Annotated in this window: 15 protein-coding genes; 11 read left to right on the top strand and 4 right to left on the bottom strand. The window is 75.1% G+C overall.

The features are described 5' to 3' along the window. Positions 1-75: 75 nt before the first annotated feature. From AB0953_RS26805 to AB0953_RS26790, 4 genes are all read left to right on the top strand, one after another. The gene (locus AB0953_RS26805) at positions 76-747 is read left to right on the top strand and encodes an XRE family transcriptional regulator (RefSeq protein WP_366862122.1); all 672 of its coding nucleotides are present in this window, start codon (positions 76-78) and stop codon (positions 745-747) included. 183 nt (positions 748-930) lie between these two features. Further along, a complete protein-coding gene (locus AB0953_RS26800) occupies positions 931-1,053 on the top strand; it encodes a DUF6126 family protein (RefSeq protein WP_361910054.1) in 123 nt (40 codons plus the stop codon). A 64-nt stretch (positions 1,054-1,117) separates the two neighbouring features. Further along, the gene (locus tag AB0953_RS26795) at positions 1,118-2,209 is read left to right on the top strand and encodes a dihydrodipicolinate reductase (protein WP_366862121.1); all 1,092 of its coding nucleotides are present in this window, start codon (positions 1,118-1,120) and stop codon (positions 2,207-2,209) included. A gap of 5 nt (positions 2,210-2,214) precedes the next feature. After that, positions 2,215-2,694, top strand: coding sequence for a carboxymuconolactone decarboxylase family protein (locus AB0953_RS26790; RefSeq protein ID WP_366862147.1), 480 nt, complete (start codon positions 2,215-2,217; stop codon positions 2,692-2,694). 94 nt (positions 2,695-2,788) lie between these two features. Here the strand turns inward: AB0953_RS26790 and AB0953_RS26785 are convergent, their stop codons facing one another. Together AB0953_RS26785 and AB0953_RS26780 are read right to left on the bottom strand one after the other, a co-directional pair. Next, positions 2,789-4,432 (bottom strand): GMC oxidoreductase, encoded by a 1,644-nt coding sequence (locus AB0953_RS26785; RefSeq protein WP_366862120.1) that lies wholly within the window; start codon positions 4,430-4,432, stop codon positions 2,789-2,791. A 295-nt stretch (positions 4,433-4,727) separates the two neighbouring features. After that, positions 4,728-6,251 carry an MFS transporter gene (locus tag AB0953_RS26780; protein ID WP_366862119.1) on the bottom strand — a complete coding sequence of 508 codons (1,524 nt, stop codon included), beginning with the start codon at positions 6,249-6,251 and terminating at the stop codon, positions 4,728-4,730. A gap of 229 nt (positions 6,252-6,480) precedes the next feature. Between AB0953_RS26780 and AB0953_RS26775 the strand changes: the two genes are divergently transcribed. The 5 genes from AB0953_RS26775 (at position 6,481) to AB0953_RS26755 (ending at position 13,772) form a co-directional block, all read left to right on the top strand. Continuing rightward, positions 6,481-10,068 (top strand): S8 family serine peptidase, encoded by a 3,588-nt coding sequence (locus AB0953_RS26775; protein ID WP_366862118.1) that lies wholly within the window; start codon positions 6,481-6,483, stop codon positions 10,066-10,068. A 145-nt stretch (positions 10,069-10,213) separates the two neighbouring features. Next, positions 10,214-11,119 carry a hypothetical protein gene (locus AB0953_RS26770; RefSeq protein ID WP_366862117.1) on the top strand — a complete coding sequence of 302 codons (906 nt, stop codon included), beginning with the start codon at positions 10,214-10,216 and terminating at the stop codon, positions 11,117-11,119. Between the two features lie 357 nt (positions 11,120-11,476). Further along, positions 11,477-12,625 carry a cytochrome P450 gene (locus AB0953_RS26765; protein ID WP_366862116.1) on the top strand — a complete coding sequence of 383 codons (1,149 nt, stop codon included), beginning with the start codon at positions 11,477-11,479 and terminating at the stop codon, positions 12,623-12,625. A gap of 65 nt (positions 12,626-12,690) precedes the next feature. Continuing rightward, positions 12,691-13,542 carry a hypothetical protein gene (locus tag AB0953_RS26760; protein WP_366862115.1) on the top strand — a complete coding sequence of 284 codons (852 nt, stop codon included), beginning with the start codon at positions 12,691-12,693 and terminating at the stop codon, positions 13,540-13,542. After that, positions 13,539-13,772, top strand: coding sequence for a hypothetical protein (locus AB0953_RS26755; RefSeq protein WP_366862114.1), 234 nt, complete (start codon positions 13,539-13,541; stop codon positions 13,770-13,772). Before AB0953_RS26760 ends, AB0953_RS26755 begins: the two co-directional genes overlap by 4 nt. Before the next feature lie 115 nt (positions 13,773-13,887). On the opposite strand, the gene AB0953_RS26750 is transcribed toward AB0953_RS26755, so the two are convergent. Continuing rightward, positions 13,888-14,385, bottom strand: a complete 498-nt coding sequence (locus AB0953_RS26750) for a gluconokinase (protein WP_366862146.1) — start codon at positions 14,383-14,385, stop codon at positions 13,888-13,890. A gap of 168 nt (positions 14,386-14,553) precedes the next feature. Here AB0953_RS26750 and AB0953_RS26745 point away from each other — a divergent pair, with 168 nt between their 5' ends. Then, positions 14,554-15,492, top strand: coding sequence for a hypothetical protein (locus AB0953_RS26745; protein WP_366862113.1), 939 nt, complete (start codon positions 14,554-14,556; stop codon positions 15,490-15,492). Between the two features lie 49 nt (positions 15,493-15,541). Here the strand turns inward: AB0953_RS26745 and AB0953_RS26740 are convergent, their stop codons facing one another. Continuing rightward, positions 15,542-16,735 carry an FAD-dependent monooxygenase gene (locus AB0953_RS26740; protein WP_366862112.1) on the bottom strand — a complete coding sequence of 398 codons (1,194 nt, stop codon included), beginning with the start codon at positions 16,733-16,735 and terminating at the stop codon, positions 15,542-15,544. A 100-nt stretch (positions 16,736-16,835) separates the two neighbouring features. Between AB0953_RS26740 and AB0953_RS26735 the strand changes: the two genes are divergently transcribed. Then, complete coding sequence (locus AB0953_RS26735) at positions 16,836-17,552, top strand: TetR/AcrR family transcriptional regulator (RefSeq protein ID WP_366862111.1); 717 nt, start codon at positions 16,836-16,838, stop codon at positions 17,550-17,552. Positions 17,553-17,564 lie beyond the last annotated feature (12 nt).

Below are 17,564 nucleotides of genomic sequence, written 5' to 3'. Positions count from 1 at the left end.
AAGGGCCAGGGGGGCGGTTTTGCCCCAGAGGCAATGCGGATTGCCAGACAGGCAAGGTTCTGGCTCAATCGGGGCATGACACCAGGTCCTCCCGGTCCCGGCGGCCCCGACGAGGCGGCCGCACCCTCCGCCGGCACCGACTCCGACGAGCTGCCCGCCGTGGCTCCGCAGCTGCGCGAGCTGCGCCGCCGCGCCGGACTCACCCTGGAGGCGGCCGCCGCGCGGGCCCGGCTCTCGCCGGCCCACCTCTCCCGACTGGAGACCGGGCGGCGCCAGCCCTCGCTGCCGCTCCTGCTCGGACTCGCCCGCACCTACGGTACGACGGTCTCCGAGCTGCTCGGCGAGACCCCCGCCGTGGCCGACCCCGTCATCCGCGCGGGCGGCCCGGGGGCCCGGGAGGCCGACGGCTGGACGTACTGGCAGGCCGGCGGCTCCGGCCGCGGCATGCAGGCCCTGCGGGTGCACGTGCCGCACGGCCGCAGCCAGGGCGAGCTGGTCCGCGTACACCCCGGCGAGGAATGGCTGTACGTCCTCAAGGGGCGGCTGCGCCTGCATCTGGCGGAGGCCGAGTACCTGCTGGAGCCGGGGGACAGCGCGCACTTCGACTCGCTCACCCCGCACCGGATCGCCGCTGCCACCGCCGGCGGCGCCGACCTGCTGTTCGTGCACACGCTGCTCCAGAGCAGCCTCGCCGGGCTGTGCCTCGGCGGCGGCCCCGGCGCCGCGCCCACCCACCACCGCCCCTGAAGGGCCGGGCCCAGGGCCAGGAGCCGCCCGCAGCCGAGTGCCCGAAGCCCGAAGCCCGAAGCCCAAAGCCCAAAGCCCAAAGCCCAAAGCCCAAAGCCCGAAGCACGAAGCCGAGGGCAAGAGCAAAGAGCCCAGAGACCAGGGCCCGGACACCAGGGCCCGGAGCCAAGGAGCCCCACCCCCATGCGCCTGCAAGGAAAGTTCCCGCGTGGACTGCTGATCCGGCTGATCGCCTACCTGTTCGTCGGCCACCTCTTCGCCTTCTTCGTCTACCTCCTCTTCCTGCTGGGCGGTCAGAACCAATGACCGGCCCGGCAGTCCGCCCCTCGCGGCTCTAGGAACCTGCAGGTCCTGCCGCTACCCTCCGCGCATGATTCCCACGGTTGTCTGGGGCACCGGCAACGTCGGCCGGTTGGCCATCCGTGCCGTGGCGGCCCATCCGGCACTGGAACTGGCCGCCGTCATCGTCCACCATCCCGACAAGGTCGGCCGCGACGCGGGCCGGCTCGGCGGACTCGGCCACGACACCGGCGTCCTGGCCACCGACGACGTCGAAGCCGTCCTCGCCGCCCGGCCGCGGGCCGTCGTCTACGCGGCGACCGGCGACGTCCGCCCCGACGGGGCGCTCAGCGACATCACCCGGGCTCTCCGCGCCGGCGCCGTCGTCGTCAGCCCGGCCCTCTACCCGCTCTACGACCACCGCAGCGCCCCGCCGGAGTTCCGCGACCCTGTCGCGGCCGCCGTCGCGGAGGGCGGCGGCTCCCTGTTCGCCTCCGGCGTCGACCCCGGCTGGGGCAACGACGTGCTGCCGCTCCTGCTCAGCGGACTCGGCACCCGGATCGACGCCATCCGCTGCCAGGAGATCTTCGACTACTCCACGTACGACCAACCCGACTCCGTCCGCGACCTCGTCGGCATGGGCCATCCCCTGGACCGCCTGCCGATGATGCTGGCCCCTGCCGTCCCCACCCTGGTGTGGGGCGGGCAGATCCGCATGATGGCCCGGGCCCTCGGCGTCGAACTCGACGAGATCCGCGAGACCGTCGACCGCCGCGCCCTCGAACGGACCGTCACCACCCCGGCCATGGGCGTCTTCGAGGCCGGCACCCAGGGCGCCGTCCGCTTCGAGGTGCAGGGCGTCGTCGACGGCGAGCCCCGGCTCGTCATCGAACACGTCACCCGCATCCACGCCTCCTGCGCCCCCGACTGGCCCGTCCCGCCGGACGGCGGCGACGGCGCCCACCGGGTGATCATCGAGGGCCGCCCGCACATCGAGGTCACCGTCGAGGCCGCCGACGAGGGCGGCAACCGCTCCGCCGGCGGCAACGCCACCGCCGTCGGCCGCCTGGTCGGCGCCATCGACTGGCTGGTGGACGCCCCGCCCGGCCTCTACGACGCCCTCGACGTCCCACTGCGCCCCGCCGTCGGCAGACTCGGCAGACCCGGAAGGACACAGCCATGACCGGCATGAGGATCGACATACCCGAAGGGCAGCACCCGATCGAGTACGTGTGGGGCGACATGGTCCCCGGGATCGGGACGGCCGCCGCGAACTTCTCCCTGGCCGTGTACGCCCACTCCACCCTCGGGCTGCGCGAGTTCGAGGCCGCGCGGCTGCGCGTCGCCCAGATCAACGGGTGCGTCTTCTGCCTGGACTGGCGGACCGAGCGCGACGGGCAGAAGGTCGAGGAGGAGTTCGCCGACGCGGTGGCCGCCTGGCGGACCACCGACCGGTTCGACGCGCGCACCCGGCTGGCCGCGGAGTACGCCGAGCGCTACACCCTCGACCACCACCACCTGGACGATGCGTTCTGGGAGCGGATGACGGCGCAGTACAGCCAGCTCGAGATCGTGGAGCTCACCATGAGCATCGGGTCCTGGCTGGCGTTCGGCCGGCTCAACCACGTGCTCGGCCTCGACAGCGTCTGCGTCCTGCCGGGGCACTGAGGAGCACGGGGACCGACAGCGGTACGGGGCCGGCCGGTGCGTCCGGCGGCCCCGCTCTTCCCCCGCGGGCGCGCCTGCGGCGCCGCGCCGCCCCCTACAGGTCGGTGGCGATGATCCTCTCGATGTTGCGCTCCGCCAGGGCCGTGATGGTGACGAACGGGTTGACGCTCGTGTTGCCGGGGATCAGAGCGCCGTCGATCACGTACAGGCCCGGGTGTCCGTGCAGGCGGCCGTGGTTGTCGGTGGCCCGGTCCAGTACGGCGCCCCCGAGCGGGTGGTAGGTCAGGTGGTCGCCCCAGACCTTGTCGGTGCCGAAGAGGTCGCTCCGGTAGATCGTCCCCTCCTTCGCGTTGATCCTGTCGAAGATGGTCCGGGCCATGTCGATGGAGGGCTGCTTCCACGCCCGCTGCCAGTTCAGCCCGACCGTGCCCGAGGCCGCGTCGTACGTGAACTCGGCGCGGTTCGGGTTCTTCGTGATCGACAGGTAGAAGGAGGCGTACGTCTCGATGCCGGTCGGCAGGGGGGCCACCTCGGCGAAGGCGCCGCCCGCGTCCCAGTTGTCGATGCCGCCGCAGGGGATCGAGGCCTGGACCTTGCCGGTGGGGTCCCAGATGTGGTTGGCGCGGCCGCACATGACGTTGCCGTTGTCGCCCCAGCCCTTGCCGATCTCCCCGTTGAGTCCCGGCAGGGCGCCGGTCGCCTTCAGCCGGACGAGCAGTTTGCTCGTGCCGACGCTGCCCGCCGCGAAGAAGACCCGGTCGGCGGTGACGGTCTTGGTGGCGGTGGTGTCGCCGGAGGTGCCGATCTGGTCGATGGCGACGCTGTAGCCGCCGCCGGCCGCGGGGGAGACCGAAGTGACCTTGTGCAGCGGCGAGATGGTGACCCGGCCCGTGGCCCGGGCCTCGGCGAGGTAGGTCTTCTGGAGCGACTTCTTGCCGTGGTTGTTGCCGTAGAGGATCTCCCCGGCCACCGCCGACTTCGGGACGGTGCCGGCCGCCTCCTGCTTCATGTAGTCCCAGTCGTAGACGTCGGGGACGAAGACGAAGGGGAACCCGGAGCGCTGGGCGTGCCTGCGGCCGACCCGGGCGAACTGGTAGCAGTCCACCGTGTCGAACCAGGCCGGGTCCACCAGGCCCACGCCGAGCCCGGCATTGGCCCGCGGGTAGTACGTGCCGTACATCTCGTCGGGGTCCACCGACGGCAGGATGGCGGCGAAGTTGGAGCGCTTAGGGGTGACCGCCATGCCGCCGTTGACGAGCGAGCCGCCGCCGACGCCGCGGCCCTGGTAGACGATGATCCCGCCCATCTCCTCGGCGTCGAGGATGCCGGTGTAGCGCGGGATGTCCCTGTCGATGGGGAAGCCGAGGAAGTTGCTCAGCGGCTGCTTGGTCCTGGTGCGCAGCCAGTAGGAGCGCTGGTCGGGGCTGGTGGTGTTGCAGAAGACCTTGCCGTCGGGGCCGGGCGTGTCCCAGGCCATGCCCATCTCGACCATGTGGACGTCGACGCCCGCCTGGGCCAGGCGCAGGGCGGCGACCGAGCCGCCGTAGCCGGTGCCGATCACCAGGACCGGCACGTGCGCCCCGGACGCGATGGGGCCGGCAGTGGTGTCCGCTGCGGCGGGGCCGGCGGTGGCCGGTCCGCCGAGGACGGCCGCCCCGAGAAGAGAACCCGTTCCAGTGATGAATCCGCGTCGCGATATCCCATGCAGGCCGTTGCTGCACTGGCATTTGTCGCTCATGTGATGTTCCTCACTCGTGGGGGAATGGGAACGAGTTCTACTGCTGCATGTGCATGAAGTCACTACATACGGCTAGGTAACTTCAGGCCCTTCACGGCCCGCGCGGAACCGGACGGGAGCGTCCCGCCCACCCGAGGCACGCCGCGGCCGGGGTGTGGCGGCGGACCTCCGCGACCGCGGGCCCGCTCACGAGGCAGAGGTCCCGGCGGCGGTGATGGCCGCACCCGCCCCGAGGTCGGCGTGGCGCTCCGGCACACCGGCTCCTCACCCGCCTCCGCGCCGGCCGGTCACGGCACTAGGCGGTCTCCCGCGGGGCGGTCGGCTCGGCGGGGCGTTCCAGCGGGGGAGCGGACACCGCGCAGTGGGTGCGGCACTGCGGATGGCACGCCGCGGGCTGCGGGGTGCGCACGGTCGTCCACGCCACGGCGGCCCCGACCGCCAGCGCCCCCGCGCACCAGAGCATGGCCCGCTCGAACGCGGCGTCGAACTCGGGCGCCGAGAGGTAGGCCTCCGCCCCCATGCCGGTCAGCAGCGGCAGGGCCGCCACCGCCAACAGCCCCGCCACCCGCGCGGCCGCGTTGTTGATGCCGCTGGCCAGGCCCGCCCGCCCCGGGTCCACGGAGGCGAGCACGGCCTCGGTCAGCGGTGCCACCAGCGCGGTCAAGCCCAGGCCGAGCACGACGAGGGCCGGCAGCACGTCCGCCACGTAGGAGGCGCCGGGCCCCACGCGCAGCATCAGCAGCAGGCCTGCCGCGCACAGCAGCGGCCCCGCCGTCAGCGGGATCCGCGGCCCGATCCGCTCCCCGAGCGCCCCCGAGCGGGCCGACAGCAGCAGCATCAGCACGGTCGTCGGCAGCAGCGCGGCGCCCGAGGCCACCGCCGAGTACCCGCAGACCACCTGGAGCTGGAGCACCACGAGGAAGAAGAACCCGCCGAAGGCCGCGTACACGAACAGCGTGACCACGTTGACCGCGGTGAACTGCCGGGAAGCGAAGATCTCGGGCGGCACCATCGGGTCGGGCCGCCGCCGCTCGACGTACACGAACACCGCCGACAGCAGCACCCCGCCGGCGGCCGCGACGGTCACCGCCGCCGATCCCGACCGCGCCTCGATCAGCGCGTACGTCAGCAGGGCGAGGGCCGCCGCCCCCAGTGCCGCGCCGAGCACGTCGAACCGTCCGCGCGCCGCCGGGTCCCGCGACTCCGGTACGTGCCGCAGCGCGACCGGCACGCAGACCGCGGCCACCGGCACGTTCAGCAGGAACACCCAGCGCCAGCCGGGCCCGTCCACCAGCCACCCGCCGACGAACGGCCCCACGGCCGCGCCCACCCCGCCGAACCCCGACCACAGCCCCACGGCCCGGCCCCGGTCCCCTGCGGCGATGGAGCCCTGGATCAGCGCCAGCGAACCCGGGGTCAGCAGGGCCCCGCCGACGCCCTGCAGCGCGCGGGCGGCGATCAGGACGCCTTCGTTCGGGGCGATCCCGCACAGCAGCGACCCCGCCGCGAACCACACCACGCCCAGCACGAACACCCGGCGCCGCCCGAAGCGGTCACCGAGCGCCCCGCCCACGAGGATCAGCCCCGCCAGGGTCAGCAGGTACGCGTTGACCGTCCACTGGAGCACGGCCAGGTCCGCCCCGAGGTCCCGCCCCATCCGCGGGAGCGCGACGTTGACCACGGTGGAGTCGAGCAGCGCCATGGTCGAGCCGAGCACCGTGGCCAGGACGATCCACCGGCCCTGGGCGGAGGCGAGCGCGACGCCCGGCGCGGACGGCTCCGGCGCGGCCGCCGGCTCGGGGGGCGCGGAACCGGTCATGCCCCCAGGCTGGCGCGCCGCGCCGGAAAGAGCCACCCGGAGGGCGCCGGTCCGGGGCCCGGCCGGGGTCCGGACGGGGCCCGGACGCGCCCGGGCCGCCCCGGCCACGGCGCCGGCGGTGACTCATGAGGCGCTCTTGTAGTGGGCATGACGCTTCCTTCACCATGACCGCGCACGTCACGCACGCCTTATCCGCACGATCTGCACACGGCGTACGAGGAGACCACACGTGGCCCAACGCACACCACGACGATCCCGGCGGCCCTTACGCACGGCGCTCGCCGCCCTCACGACCCTGCTGCTCCTGCCCCTCGGCGCGGGCGCCGCAGCCGCCGCCCCCGGCCCCGGACCCGCCCCCGGCGCGGCCGAGCGAAAGATCGAGCCCAAGCTCCGCGCCCAGCTCGACGGCTCCGCCAAGACCGTCTTCTGGGTCTACCTCGACAGCGCCGCCGACCTCGGCGCGGCGCAGCGGCAGCAGACCCGCGCAGCCAAGGCCGAAACGGTCCTGCGGACCAAGCAGGAGCACGCCGCCCGCACGCAGGCCGAGCTGATCAAGGCCCTGGACGGCGCCCGGGCCGAGTACACCTCGTACTGGATCGTCAACGCGATCCGCGTCGTCGGCACGGAGAAGCTCGCCGGCACCCTCGCCGGCCGCCCCGAGGTGGCGCGCATCGACGCCGACGACAAGGTCACCCTCCCCCGCCCGGCCGAGGGCAAGCGGGAGCAGACCGCCGCCGACGCCGTCGAATGGAACATCGACCGGATCAAGGCCCCCCAGGTGTGGGACCGGCTCGGCGTGCGCGGCGAGGGCATCGTCGTCGCCAACATCGACAGCGGCGTCGACGTCACCCACCCCGCCGTCACCCGCCAGTACCGCGGCAGGAACGCCGACGGCTCCTACGACCACAACTACAACTGGTTCGACCCCGCCGGCATCTGCCCCACCGCCGCGCCCTGCGACAACAACGACCACGGCACCCACACCATGGGCACCATGGTCGGCGACGACGGCGGCGCCAACCGGATCGGCGTGGCCCCCGGCGCCCGCTGGATCGCCGCCAAGGGCTGCGAGACCAACTCCTGCTCCGAGGCCTCCCTCCTCGCCGCCGGCCAGTGGATCGTCGCCCCGACCGACCTCGCCGGCCACAACCCCCGCCCCGACCTCGCCCCGCACGTCGTCAACAACTCCTGGGGCAGCGCGGCCCACGACGACTGGTACAGGCAGATCGTCGACGCCTGGCGCGCCGCCGGCATCTTCCCCGCCTTCTCCAACGGCAACGCCGGCCCCGGCTGCGCCACCAGCGGCTCGCCCGGCGACTACGCCGCCTCCTACAGCTCCGGCGCCTTCGACGCCGACGGCGCCATCGCCTCCTTCTCCTCGCGCGGTGCGGGCCCGGGCGGCATCGTCAAGCCCAACATCGCCGCCCCCGGCGTGAACGTCCGCTCCTCCGTCCCCGGCGGGGCGTACGCCTCCTTCTCCGGCACCTCCATGGCCTCGCCGCACACAGCGGCCTCCGTCGCCCTCCTCTGGTCCGCCGCGCCCGCCCTCGTCGGCGACATCGCGCAGACCGAGGCGCTGCTGAACGGCACCGCCCAGGACACCGACAACGGCCAGTGCGGCGGCACCGCCGCGAACAACAACGTCTTCGGCGAGGGCAGGCTCGACGTGCTCGCCGCAGCCACCGCCGCCCCGCGCGGCGCGACCGGCGCGCTCGGCGGCACCGTCCGCTCCGGCGGAGCGCCCGTCGCCGGCGTGAAGGTCACCGCCGCCGGGCCGATCAGCCGCACGGCGACCACCGCGGCCGACGGCAGCTACACCTTCCGCTCCCTGTCGGTCGGCACGTACACCCTGACGGCCGCGAAGTTCGGCTACGGCCAGGAGACCGCCACCGCCACGGTCACCGAGAACGCCACCGCCACCGGGGACTTCACCCTCACCCAGGCCCCCTCCGGCAGGCTCACCGGCACCGTCACCACCCCGGCCGGACCCGCCGCCGGCGCGGCCGTCGCCATCGCGGACACCCCCGTCACCGCGACCGCCGACGACCAGGGCCGCTTCGAGGTCACCCTGCCGCACGGCACGTACGAGGTGCGGGCGACGCACCCCTCCCGCTGCCTCACCGGCGGCACCGCCCGGACCACCGTCGCCGGGGACACCGCCGTGGCCGTCGCCCTGCCCGAACGCACGGACGGCTACGGCTACGCCTGCTCCACCGCGGGCGGCCGCCCGTACCAGGCCGGCGACCGGCAGCTCGCGCTGACCGGCGACAACACCACCGAGCGCGTCGACCTGCCCTTCCCGCTGCCGCTGTACGGCAAGACGTACGGGCAGGCCTGGATCGGCACGAACGGCACGGTCAGCTTCGGCGGCGCCCACACCGGCGACATCAACGGCGACCTCCCGAGCACCGCCACGCCCAACGCGGCCCTCTACCCGTTCTGGGACGACCTCGTGGTCGGACCGGCCGGCAGCGGCTCGGGCGTGTTCACCGCCGTGACCGGGACCGCCCCGCACCGCAGCTACGTCATCGAATGGCGCAAGGTCGCCCACTGGTCGGCCCAGTCCGACCCGTTCTCCTTCTCGGCCGCGATCGGCGAGGACGGCTCCGTCACGTACACCTACAAGGGCACCGGCGGCACCGGGCTGAAGGGCGGCTCCTCCGCCACCGTCGGCGTGGAGAACGCCACCGGGACCGATGCCTTCGCCTACTCCTTCAACACCCCCGTCATCACCGACGGCCTGAGCCTCGCCTTCCGCACCACCCGCAGCGGCGTCGTCGCCGGCCGCGTGCTCGACGCCAACGACGGCAACGGCGTGGCCGGGGCGAGCGTCACCGTCGGCGCCGGCGCCGACGCCGTCACGGCCACCACCGCCGCCGACGGCAGCTACGCCCTGCAGGCCCGGTCCGGCCGCAGCACCGTCACGGTCCTGGCCGACTCGTACGAGGGCGCCACCGAGGCGCTCTCCGTCGAGCAGGCCGGCGTCACCGCCCACACGCGCTCGCTGCGCACGGCGCGCGTGAACCCGTCCCGGCCGGCCGTGGAGATCGTCCTCCCGGCCGACCAGAAACGCACCCGCACCCTGGACCTCACCAACACCGGCACCCTGGACACCGCCTTCACGGTCGCCGAGGACGCGCCCTGGCTGACCGCCACCCCCGAGACCGGGAACCTTCCGACCGGCGGAAAGGCCGCTCTGGCGCTCACCGTGGACACCACGGGGCAGGCGGCCGGCTCCGTGCTGACGGCAAACCTGCGGATCACCTCGGTCAGCGGCCGCGCACCGGTGCTCGCCGTGCCCGTGAAGATCGTGGTCCCGCGCTACCAGGTGGCCCTCGACGCGGGCTCCGACCGCCCCGGCACCGACTCGCTGGGCGACGGCTGGTCGCCCGACCGCGCCTACACGGCCGGCTCCTACGGCTACCAGGGCAGCTCCTCGGTCCGGTCGACGGGGCACGCCATCGCCGGAACGGAGGAGCAGAAGCTCTTCCGCAACGCCCGTGAGGGCATGTACGAATACCGCTTCGACAACGTGCCGAACGGGACGTACACCGTGGAACTCGGCTTCGCGGAGCTGTCGTCCACCAAGCCGAACCGGCGCGTCTTCGACGTCCTCGCCGAGGGCACCGAGGTCCTGCCCTCGCTGGACGTCTCCCTGGAGGCGGGCACGTACGCCGCGGTGACGCGCAGCTACACGGTCACCGTGACGGACGGCGTCCTCAACATCCGCTTCGTGCAGCACACCGGCTTCGGCAAGCCGCTGCTGAACACCCTGCGGGTGACGGACCGCCCGGACAAGAACCAGCCGTCGCACTAGCGCCCGGCCGAAAGGCGCAGCCGGGGGCGGCCCGCCACCGCGTGGCGGACCGCCCCCCTGCACTTCCGGGCATTCGGGTGGAGGGCGTCGACTGCGCTGCGGTGCGCCCGGGAGGGCGGGGCGAGGGTGGCTAGCGTGGGGCACCATGACGCTCAGCAGCGAACGCGCCGAACCCCTCGGCCCCGCCGCCGTGCCGCACCCCTCCGCCCCGCCCGCCCCGCCCGCCCCGCCCGGGGCGGCGGCCGCCGCGACCGCCCGCACGGCGGACCGCGTCCACGAGGTGCTCCGGGTCGCCGACCCGGAGGCCGTATGGGCGTTCGGGGGGCCGGACGGCCCCCTCGCCGGATCGGAGCACGGCCGGTACGGCGACCGCGACGCCGACGCCCACGCCGACTTCGAAGGCGAAGGCGTGGGGGAAGGCAAGGACGGGGGCGAAGGGGCCGGCCGCGACGTCGGCGCACTCTTCCCCGTCCTCGCCCTGTGGCCCGTGATCGGCAGCCTGGTGGCCGAGGAGGTCCTGCGGCTGCACACCCCGCTCACCGCGTACGGGCACGAGGCCGCCGCCGACACCCCCTCGGGGACGACCACCCACCACCTCCTCACCCACCCGGGCGGCCGCCGCGCGGCGCACACGGCCCACGCCGCCCTCACCCGGCTCGCCGAACACCTCGGCGGCGGGCCCCTGGCCGAGCTCGCCGCCACCCGCATCTGGCAGCCCCTCGGCATGACCGGCACCCGCTGCACCGGCGGCACGCTCGAGGCCCCCCTCGCCGACCTCGGCCGCTTCCTCGGCGTCCTCCTCGGCCGCTCGGACCACCCCGTTCCCCGGACCTGGACCACGGAGTCCCTGCGGATCCGCACCGGCGAACTCACCCCTGCCCGCGGCCTCCTGTGGTACCCGGGCCCCCACGGCACGTGGACGTACGGCGACACCGCCGCCGTCTGGGTCGCCCCCGCCCTGCGCCGCTGGGCCGTGCTCCTGCCCGCCGCCCCGCGCGGACCCCTGCGCACCTCCTTCCGGGAGGCGGTCTTCGCCCCGGCCGCCCGCTGAGCCCCGGCGCCTGCGCGCACCCGGTCGGCGGCCCGCCCCGCGGGGCGGGATGCGGCCCGGGGCCGGTGCGTCGCCCGGACGGGCGTGCCCGGGCGCGGAGGCGGGGCGGCCGCTGCCGCGGGGCGCTGCGGCCGCGCCCGCCCGCGGGCGCCGGCCGTCCCGGCCGCACTCGGAGCGCGGGGCCTCCAAGATCGACGTACGGTGGGCCCGATGTCACCGACCGCTGGCCCCGGCCGCGCGGAGGTTCCGGATCGCATCCCGTACGAGGCCGCCCCCGGCAAGACCCGGCGGCACCCGGCGGTGCGCGGAGCCCCGCCGCGGTCCCCAGCGGCCCGATCCCAGGGAGGTGGTGCGGGCATGGCCGGTTCCGGTACGACCCGCGCGGCCGTCACGCGCGGCCCGGCGGTGCGGACCGCGGGACGCGCCGAGTCGGTCCGGTTCGCCGCGACCCGGGCGATCCCCTTCTTCGTCCGCGGCGTCCCCGGCGCCCGCCCGGCGTTCTCCGCCGAGACCCTGCGCGCCCTGCGCGACCGCCACGGCGGGGCGCCCGTCCTCGTACGCGGCCTGTCCGGAAGGGCGCTCGTCCTGCTGGACCCGCAGGACTTCGGGCAGTTCTACGCCGAACCGGCCGCGCCGGAGCCGCCCCCCGCGCCCGCACCCCCCTCCTGCGAGGCGCTGGGCGCCGTGATCGCCGAGGAGGCCCGGCTGCTGGCCGCCGCCTCCACCCTCGAACTGGTCCGCGTCCGGCACGCCGTGGCCCGCCTGGCCCGGCGGATCGCCCCCGGTGCGCCGGCCGCCGCCGCCCTCCCGGCCGGCCCGTACGCCGCCGGGGCGCCCGCCGGCCTGTTCGGCCGGCTGTGCCGCCGCGGCGCGGGCCGCGAGCGCGCGGCCGCGGCCGAGGGGCACGTCCGCGCCGGCCGCGCCGCCCCCCACGCCGGCCCCGCGGCCCGCCCCCAACCCTGGCTGCGGGCCGTGGACACCGTCCCGGGAACCCTGCTGCGCACCCTGCTCCTGCTCGGCGCGCACCCCGCCGAGCAGACCGCCGCGGCCGCCGAGGCCGCAGCCTCCGCCTCCCCCCGTGACCTGGTGCGGATGCGGGCCTGCGTCCTGGAGTCCCTGCGGCTCTACCCGGCGGTGCCCGAGCTGGTCCGGATCACCCGCGCCGAGACCGAATGGCGGGGCGTGCGCCACCCGGCGGGCACCTGCGTCCTGCTGCCCGCCCACTTCCACCAGCGCGACCCCGCGCACGTGCCCGCCGCGCACGTCTTCGTACCGGGGCGCTGGAAGACGCCCGGCGCGGACGAGGACCTGCGCCTGTCCCCCTTCGGGCACGGCCCCGGCCGCTGCCCCGGCGACCGGCTCGGACTGCTGCTCACCACCGCGCTCTGCGCGGAGCTCCTGCGCCGGCGCCGGATCACCGGCGTCCGGCCGGTCCTCGATCCGCCGGGGCCGCTGCCCGCGGTGCTCGACCCGCGCGGCATCCGCCTCACGCTCACCCGGCGCTGACGCAGACGCACCCCGCGTCGCCAGTCCACCCCCCCTCCCCGTCACCGACCATCCGCGAGGATTCCATGTCCGACGCCGCAACCTCCTCCGCGCCCGCCGACCCGGACGCAGACCTGCTGGGCGCCGTGTGCCGCGAACTCGCCGAGGCCGCCGATGCCGTCGCAGAGGCCGCCCGCTACGCCTCCGAGCTGGCCCTCGGGCCGCGCTTCCCGGCCGCCGCCGCGCCCGCACCGGGCGGGCGCCCGGGGCCGTACCGCGGCCGGGCCGGCGGCCCCGGGCGCGCCCGCCGGCCCGGCCGCCACGCGCGGCGCCGGCTCGCGCGCCGCACCCTGCTGCGCACCCTCACCGACCCGGCGGGCCTCGGGTGGGCCCCGCGCGGCCGCGGCGTCGCCCGGGCCGGCTGGCTCGCCGGGATCCTCACCGGCCGGGAGAGCCTCGCCGTCAGCCTCGCCGTCTGCGGGCTCAAGGCCCGCATCCGCACCGCCGGCCTGGACCGGCCCGAGCTGCTGGCCGACCCGGACTGCGCGGCGATCGCCCGGGCGGTCGCCGAGGACCGGCAGGCCGCGGCCGTGAGGTCGTTCCGGCGGGTGATGCGCGAGCAGGGCGCCGAGCGGGCCTTCGCCCTGCTGGCGCCGTCGTTCGCCGACCTCTTCGCCTGGAACGCGCTGACCGACGCGAACCCGTTCAACGACCACGCCGGCTGGCAGGTGGCCACCGGCCGGGCGGAGCCCGCCGCTCCGCTGCTGGGGCTCGGGGCCGCCGTTCGGGCGTTCCTCGGCCGGGACCGGGACCGGGACCGGGGCCGGCAGCCGAAGGGATCCCCCGGCGCGCGCAGCGGCCAACGCGGCTGCGTGCACACCATGGGTCTGCTCGGCACCGGTGGGCTGCTGCTCGTGCAGCCCTGGCGCAGCCGGTGAGCGCGGCACCGCGGCTGGAGCCGCCCCGGCCCGACCCTGCCGAGGGCCTGCGGGCCCATGGCGCCACCCTCCAGGCCCATGCCGACCGGCTGCGCGAGGCCGCCGACGAACTGGAGCGGCAGGGGCCGCAGGCCGCCGCCTTCAGGGCCGAGGTCGCGGCCCTCGCCGACCGCTGCGCCACCGCCGCGGACGGCCTGTCCCTCGCCGCGGCCCGCCTGCGGGAACAGTGACGACCCCGCCCCGCGCCGCTGGTGCACCGCACCGGCCCCCGCGCCCCAACCGCCGCGCGGCCGGAACGGCCCACCCGGGACGGCCCGCGATACCAGGGGCTTGGGGCCGGCCGGGTCAGGGATGCCGTGGCCGGGGGCGGTCGGTCAGGGCCGCCAGGGCGCGGGCCGCAGTGGTCTCGGGGGAGCCGGAGACCTCGACCGCGACGCCCGGCTCGTCCGGCTGGAGCGGCTCCAGCGCGGCGAACTGCGAGGCCAGGAGCGACGGCGGCATGAAGTGCTCCGCACGGGCGGCCATGCGGCGCTCGATCAGCGAGCGCTCCCCGGTGAGGTGGACGAACACGGCGTCGGGCGCCGCCGACCGCAGCCGGTCCCGGTAGGCGCGCTTGAGCGCGGAGCACGACACCACCGCCCCCTGCCCCGGGGGCCGTCCGCGGAGCCAGTCGCCGATCGCGTCGAGCCACGGCCGCCGGTCGTCGTCGTCCAGCGGGATGCCGGCGGACATCTTGGCGACGTTGGCCGCGGGATGGAAGGCGTCGCCCTCCGCGTACGGGACGCCGAGCGCGTCCGCGAGCAGCCGGCCCACCGTGGTCTTGCCCGTGCCGGACACGCCCATCACCACCAGGACGCAGTCCTGTCCCGACCCTGTCACTGTTCCGGTACCCCGCTGGTCACTCGACTGACGCTGCCGCCCCATCATCACCCTCGTGCGCCGTTCGCGGAACGGACCGCACCCGGGTGTGGGCGAACCACCCCGGAACCTTCGCTTCACTACAGTCTGATCATGAAGTTCTTCCGATCGACGTCCGCGGACGCACACGACCCCCACCTCACCGCCCTGACGGTCCGGCAGGCCGACCACCTGCGCGACCTCGTGGGCCAGTGGCACGCCGCCCGGGGCGAGCAGGCCACCGTCGCCGGTGACACCCTCCGGGTCCCCGGGGGCACCACCGCCCTGTACAACCTGGCCGAGTTCGTCCGGCGCGCCGACCCGCGCGAGTGGCCCCGCATCGTGGACCGCCACTTCACCGCCCTGGCCTCCGCCCGTGCGGCGGCGGAGCAGCCGGCCGCCCCCGACGACGTCCTGCGCCGGGCCTACCTGCGGCTCATACCGGACGACGCCCTCCCCCCGCAGGCCGCCGCCCAGTTCGGCTACGTGCGCCCCGTCGCGACCGGCCTGGCAGAGGCCCTCGCGCTGGACCTCCCCGACTCGGTGCGGCTCCTCGACGACAAGGACGTCGCCGCCATCGGCCTGGAGGCGCTGCGCGCCGCCGGACGCGCCAACCTCGTCAACGAGCCCGTCACGTACGAGGCCACGGCCACGCCGAGCGGCGGGCAGGTGCACGTCCTGTCCGGCGATTCGCTCTTCGTCGCGAGCAAGGCCCTGGTCCTCGACGAGGTCGCCCGCTCCCTCACGGGACGGGAACTCCCCGCGGACGGCGCTCTGTTCACCGTGCCCAGCCGGGGCCACCTCGCCTTCCACCCGCTGGCCGACCACCACGTCCAGGGCGCCGTCAACGACCTGGCCGCCTTCGGGCTCGGCGCGTACCAGGACAACCCCGGCCCGCTCTCGCCCCGCCTGTACTGGTGGCACCGCGGCACGGTGACCTGCCTGACCCGCATCGACGACGCCACCCGGTCCTTCTCGATCGAACCCCCCGAGGAACTCCTCGCCGTCATGCGCCGGCTGCACGCCTCCGGCCCGCAGGCCCCGGGGGCCTGAGCGGCCGGGCGCTGCCGGCGGGGGCCTCCCTCGGTGGAGGCCGCGTCGGTCACCGGCGGAGGCGGCTGGGGTCAGCGGGATAGTCGGGCAGGGCCACGGTGCTGCTGACCTTCTCGCCCAGCTTGAGCATGCCGTTCAGGAGCAGGCGCCGGGACAGCAGGGTGTTGCGGATGCGTATGCCGGTGGCGGTGGCCGGGGCGAGGAACTTCCCGGTGCGGTCGCCGCCTGCCTGGCAGCCCTGGGCGTACGTGCGGAGCCTGCTCTCGTAGCGGGCGAAGGCCGCCCGGTGATCGCCCCTGGCCCGCGCGAGCTCGCCGGCCAGGACGTACGCGGCGACCACCGCGGTTCCCGTGCCCATGCCGCCGATGGTGGCCCCGCAGGCGGCGTCGCCGACGAGGCACACGCGCCCGGTGGACCAGGTGTCCACGTCCGCCCGGCTGATCGAGTCGAAGTACAGGTCGGGAGCCTGGTGCAGCGACTCGAGCAGGCGGGGCACCTCCCAGCCGAGGCCGCAGAACGCGCCCGCGATCAGACGCTTCTGCTCCTCGGGGTCGTGGCGGTCGTACGACAGTTGCGGCGCGGCGAAGACGAAGAACGCCCCCGCCCGTGCCGGATCCCGGTGGTCGGTGCCGACGGATGCCAGCCGCCCCGGCACGTTGTACCCGACCGACCCCTTTCCCGCTCCCGCGTCGTTGGGCAGCTGCCAGGTCGCGGCGTAGTAGCCGAGGTGGCTCACGTAGTCCTCCTCCGGCCCGAAGGCGAGGCGACGGACGTTGGAGTGCAACCCGTCCGCACCGATGACCAGGTCGAAGTCGCGCGAGATTCCGCTGTGGAAGTCGGCCCGCACGCCGGAGGAGGTCTCGGTCAGGCCGACGATGGAGTCACCGAAGACGTACTCGGCGTAGGGGAGGCTGTGCTCGTGGAGCACGCGGGCCAGGTCTCCGCGAAGCACCTCCACCTCACCGCCGGCGAACTCGGCCGGCAGGTCCAGCAGCGTGCGGCCGCGTTCATCGACGAAGCGCATCGGGCTGCCACCGGTCTGGATGCGGCGCAGTTCGGGGAGCAGGCCCATGCGGTCCAGCACGGTCAGATGCGCATCTCCGCGGAAGTCGACGGCCTGGCCGCCCTGGCGCAGGGCCGGGGCCACTTCGACGACGGTGGGCCGGAAGCCGTGGCGCCCCAGCCAGTAGGCCAGCGCCGGGCCGGCGATGCTCGCGCCGGAGATGAGGACGTTCCTGTTCACGGGTTCCCTCCGCTCGAAAAACTGTGTCCGTTGGACACTGTATTTACTGTGTACCGTAGACACGGTTGTTCGGCAAGGCGGTAGAGGAGGGGCAGCGGACATGGGTGGCGAGCACGCCGAGGTGGTGCGGCTGCTGTGGGGTCCGCACCACAAGCCCGCGCGAGGCCCCAAGCCGACACTCGACCTGGACCGCATCGCGCGCGCCGGAATCGAGATCGCCGACTCGGAGGGGTTGGCCGATGTGTCCATGCAGCGGGTCGCCGCGCAACTGGGCGTGACCAAGATGGCGCTGTACCGGTACGTGCCGGGCAAAGCCGAGCTCGTCGCGCTGATGGTGGACGCCGCGATCGGCCCCTACCCGGCGGCGAAGGCGCGGCGCGGCGGCTGGCGTGAGCAACTGGAGGACTGGGCCCGCCGGCTGCTCACCGTCTTCCGTCAGCACGCGTGGGCACTGGACGCCACGGTCGGGCCGCGGGTCATGGGGCCCGGAGAGCTGTCCTGGCTGGAGCATGCCGTGTCCGCCCTGGACGGCACCGGTTTGAGCGGTGCCGAGCGGATGGACGCGGCTGTCCTGCTGGTGGGCCACGTACGCGGCATCACCCAGCAGGCCCGTGCGGCAGGCCCCGCAGGCAACCCCGAAGCCCAACTGGGCGCGGTCCTCGGCGCACTGATGCAGACGCACGGCGAGCGGTTCCCCGCGCTCACTGCGGCCCTCGCTTCAGCCGCCCAGTCCGACGGACAGGACCAGGCATGGGATTTCGGCCTGCAGCGGATCCTGGACGGCCTGGCCACACTCATCGACCGCCGCGCACGGTGACCGCGGCCGGGA

The organism is Streptomyces sp. NPDC046866 (genome assembly GCF_040704625.1).
Lineage (GTDB): Bacteria > Actinomycetota > Actinomycetes > Streptomycetales > Streptomycetaceae > Streptomyces.
This window is presented reverse-complemented; position numbering and strand designations above follow the sequence as displayed.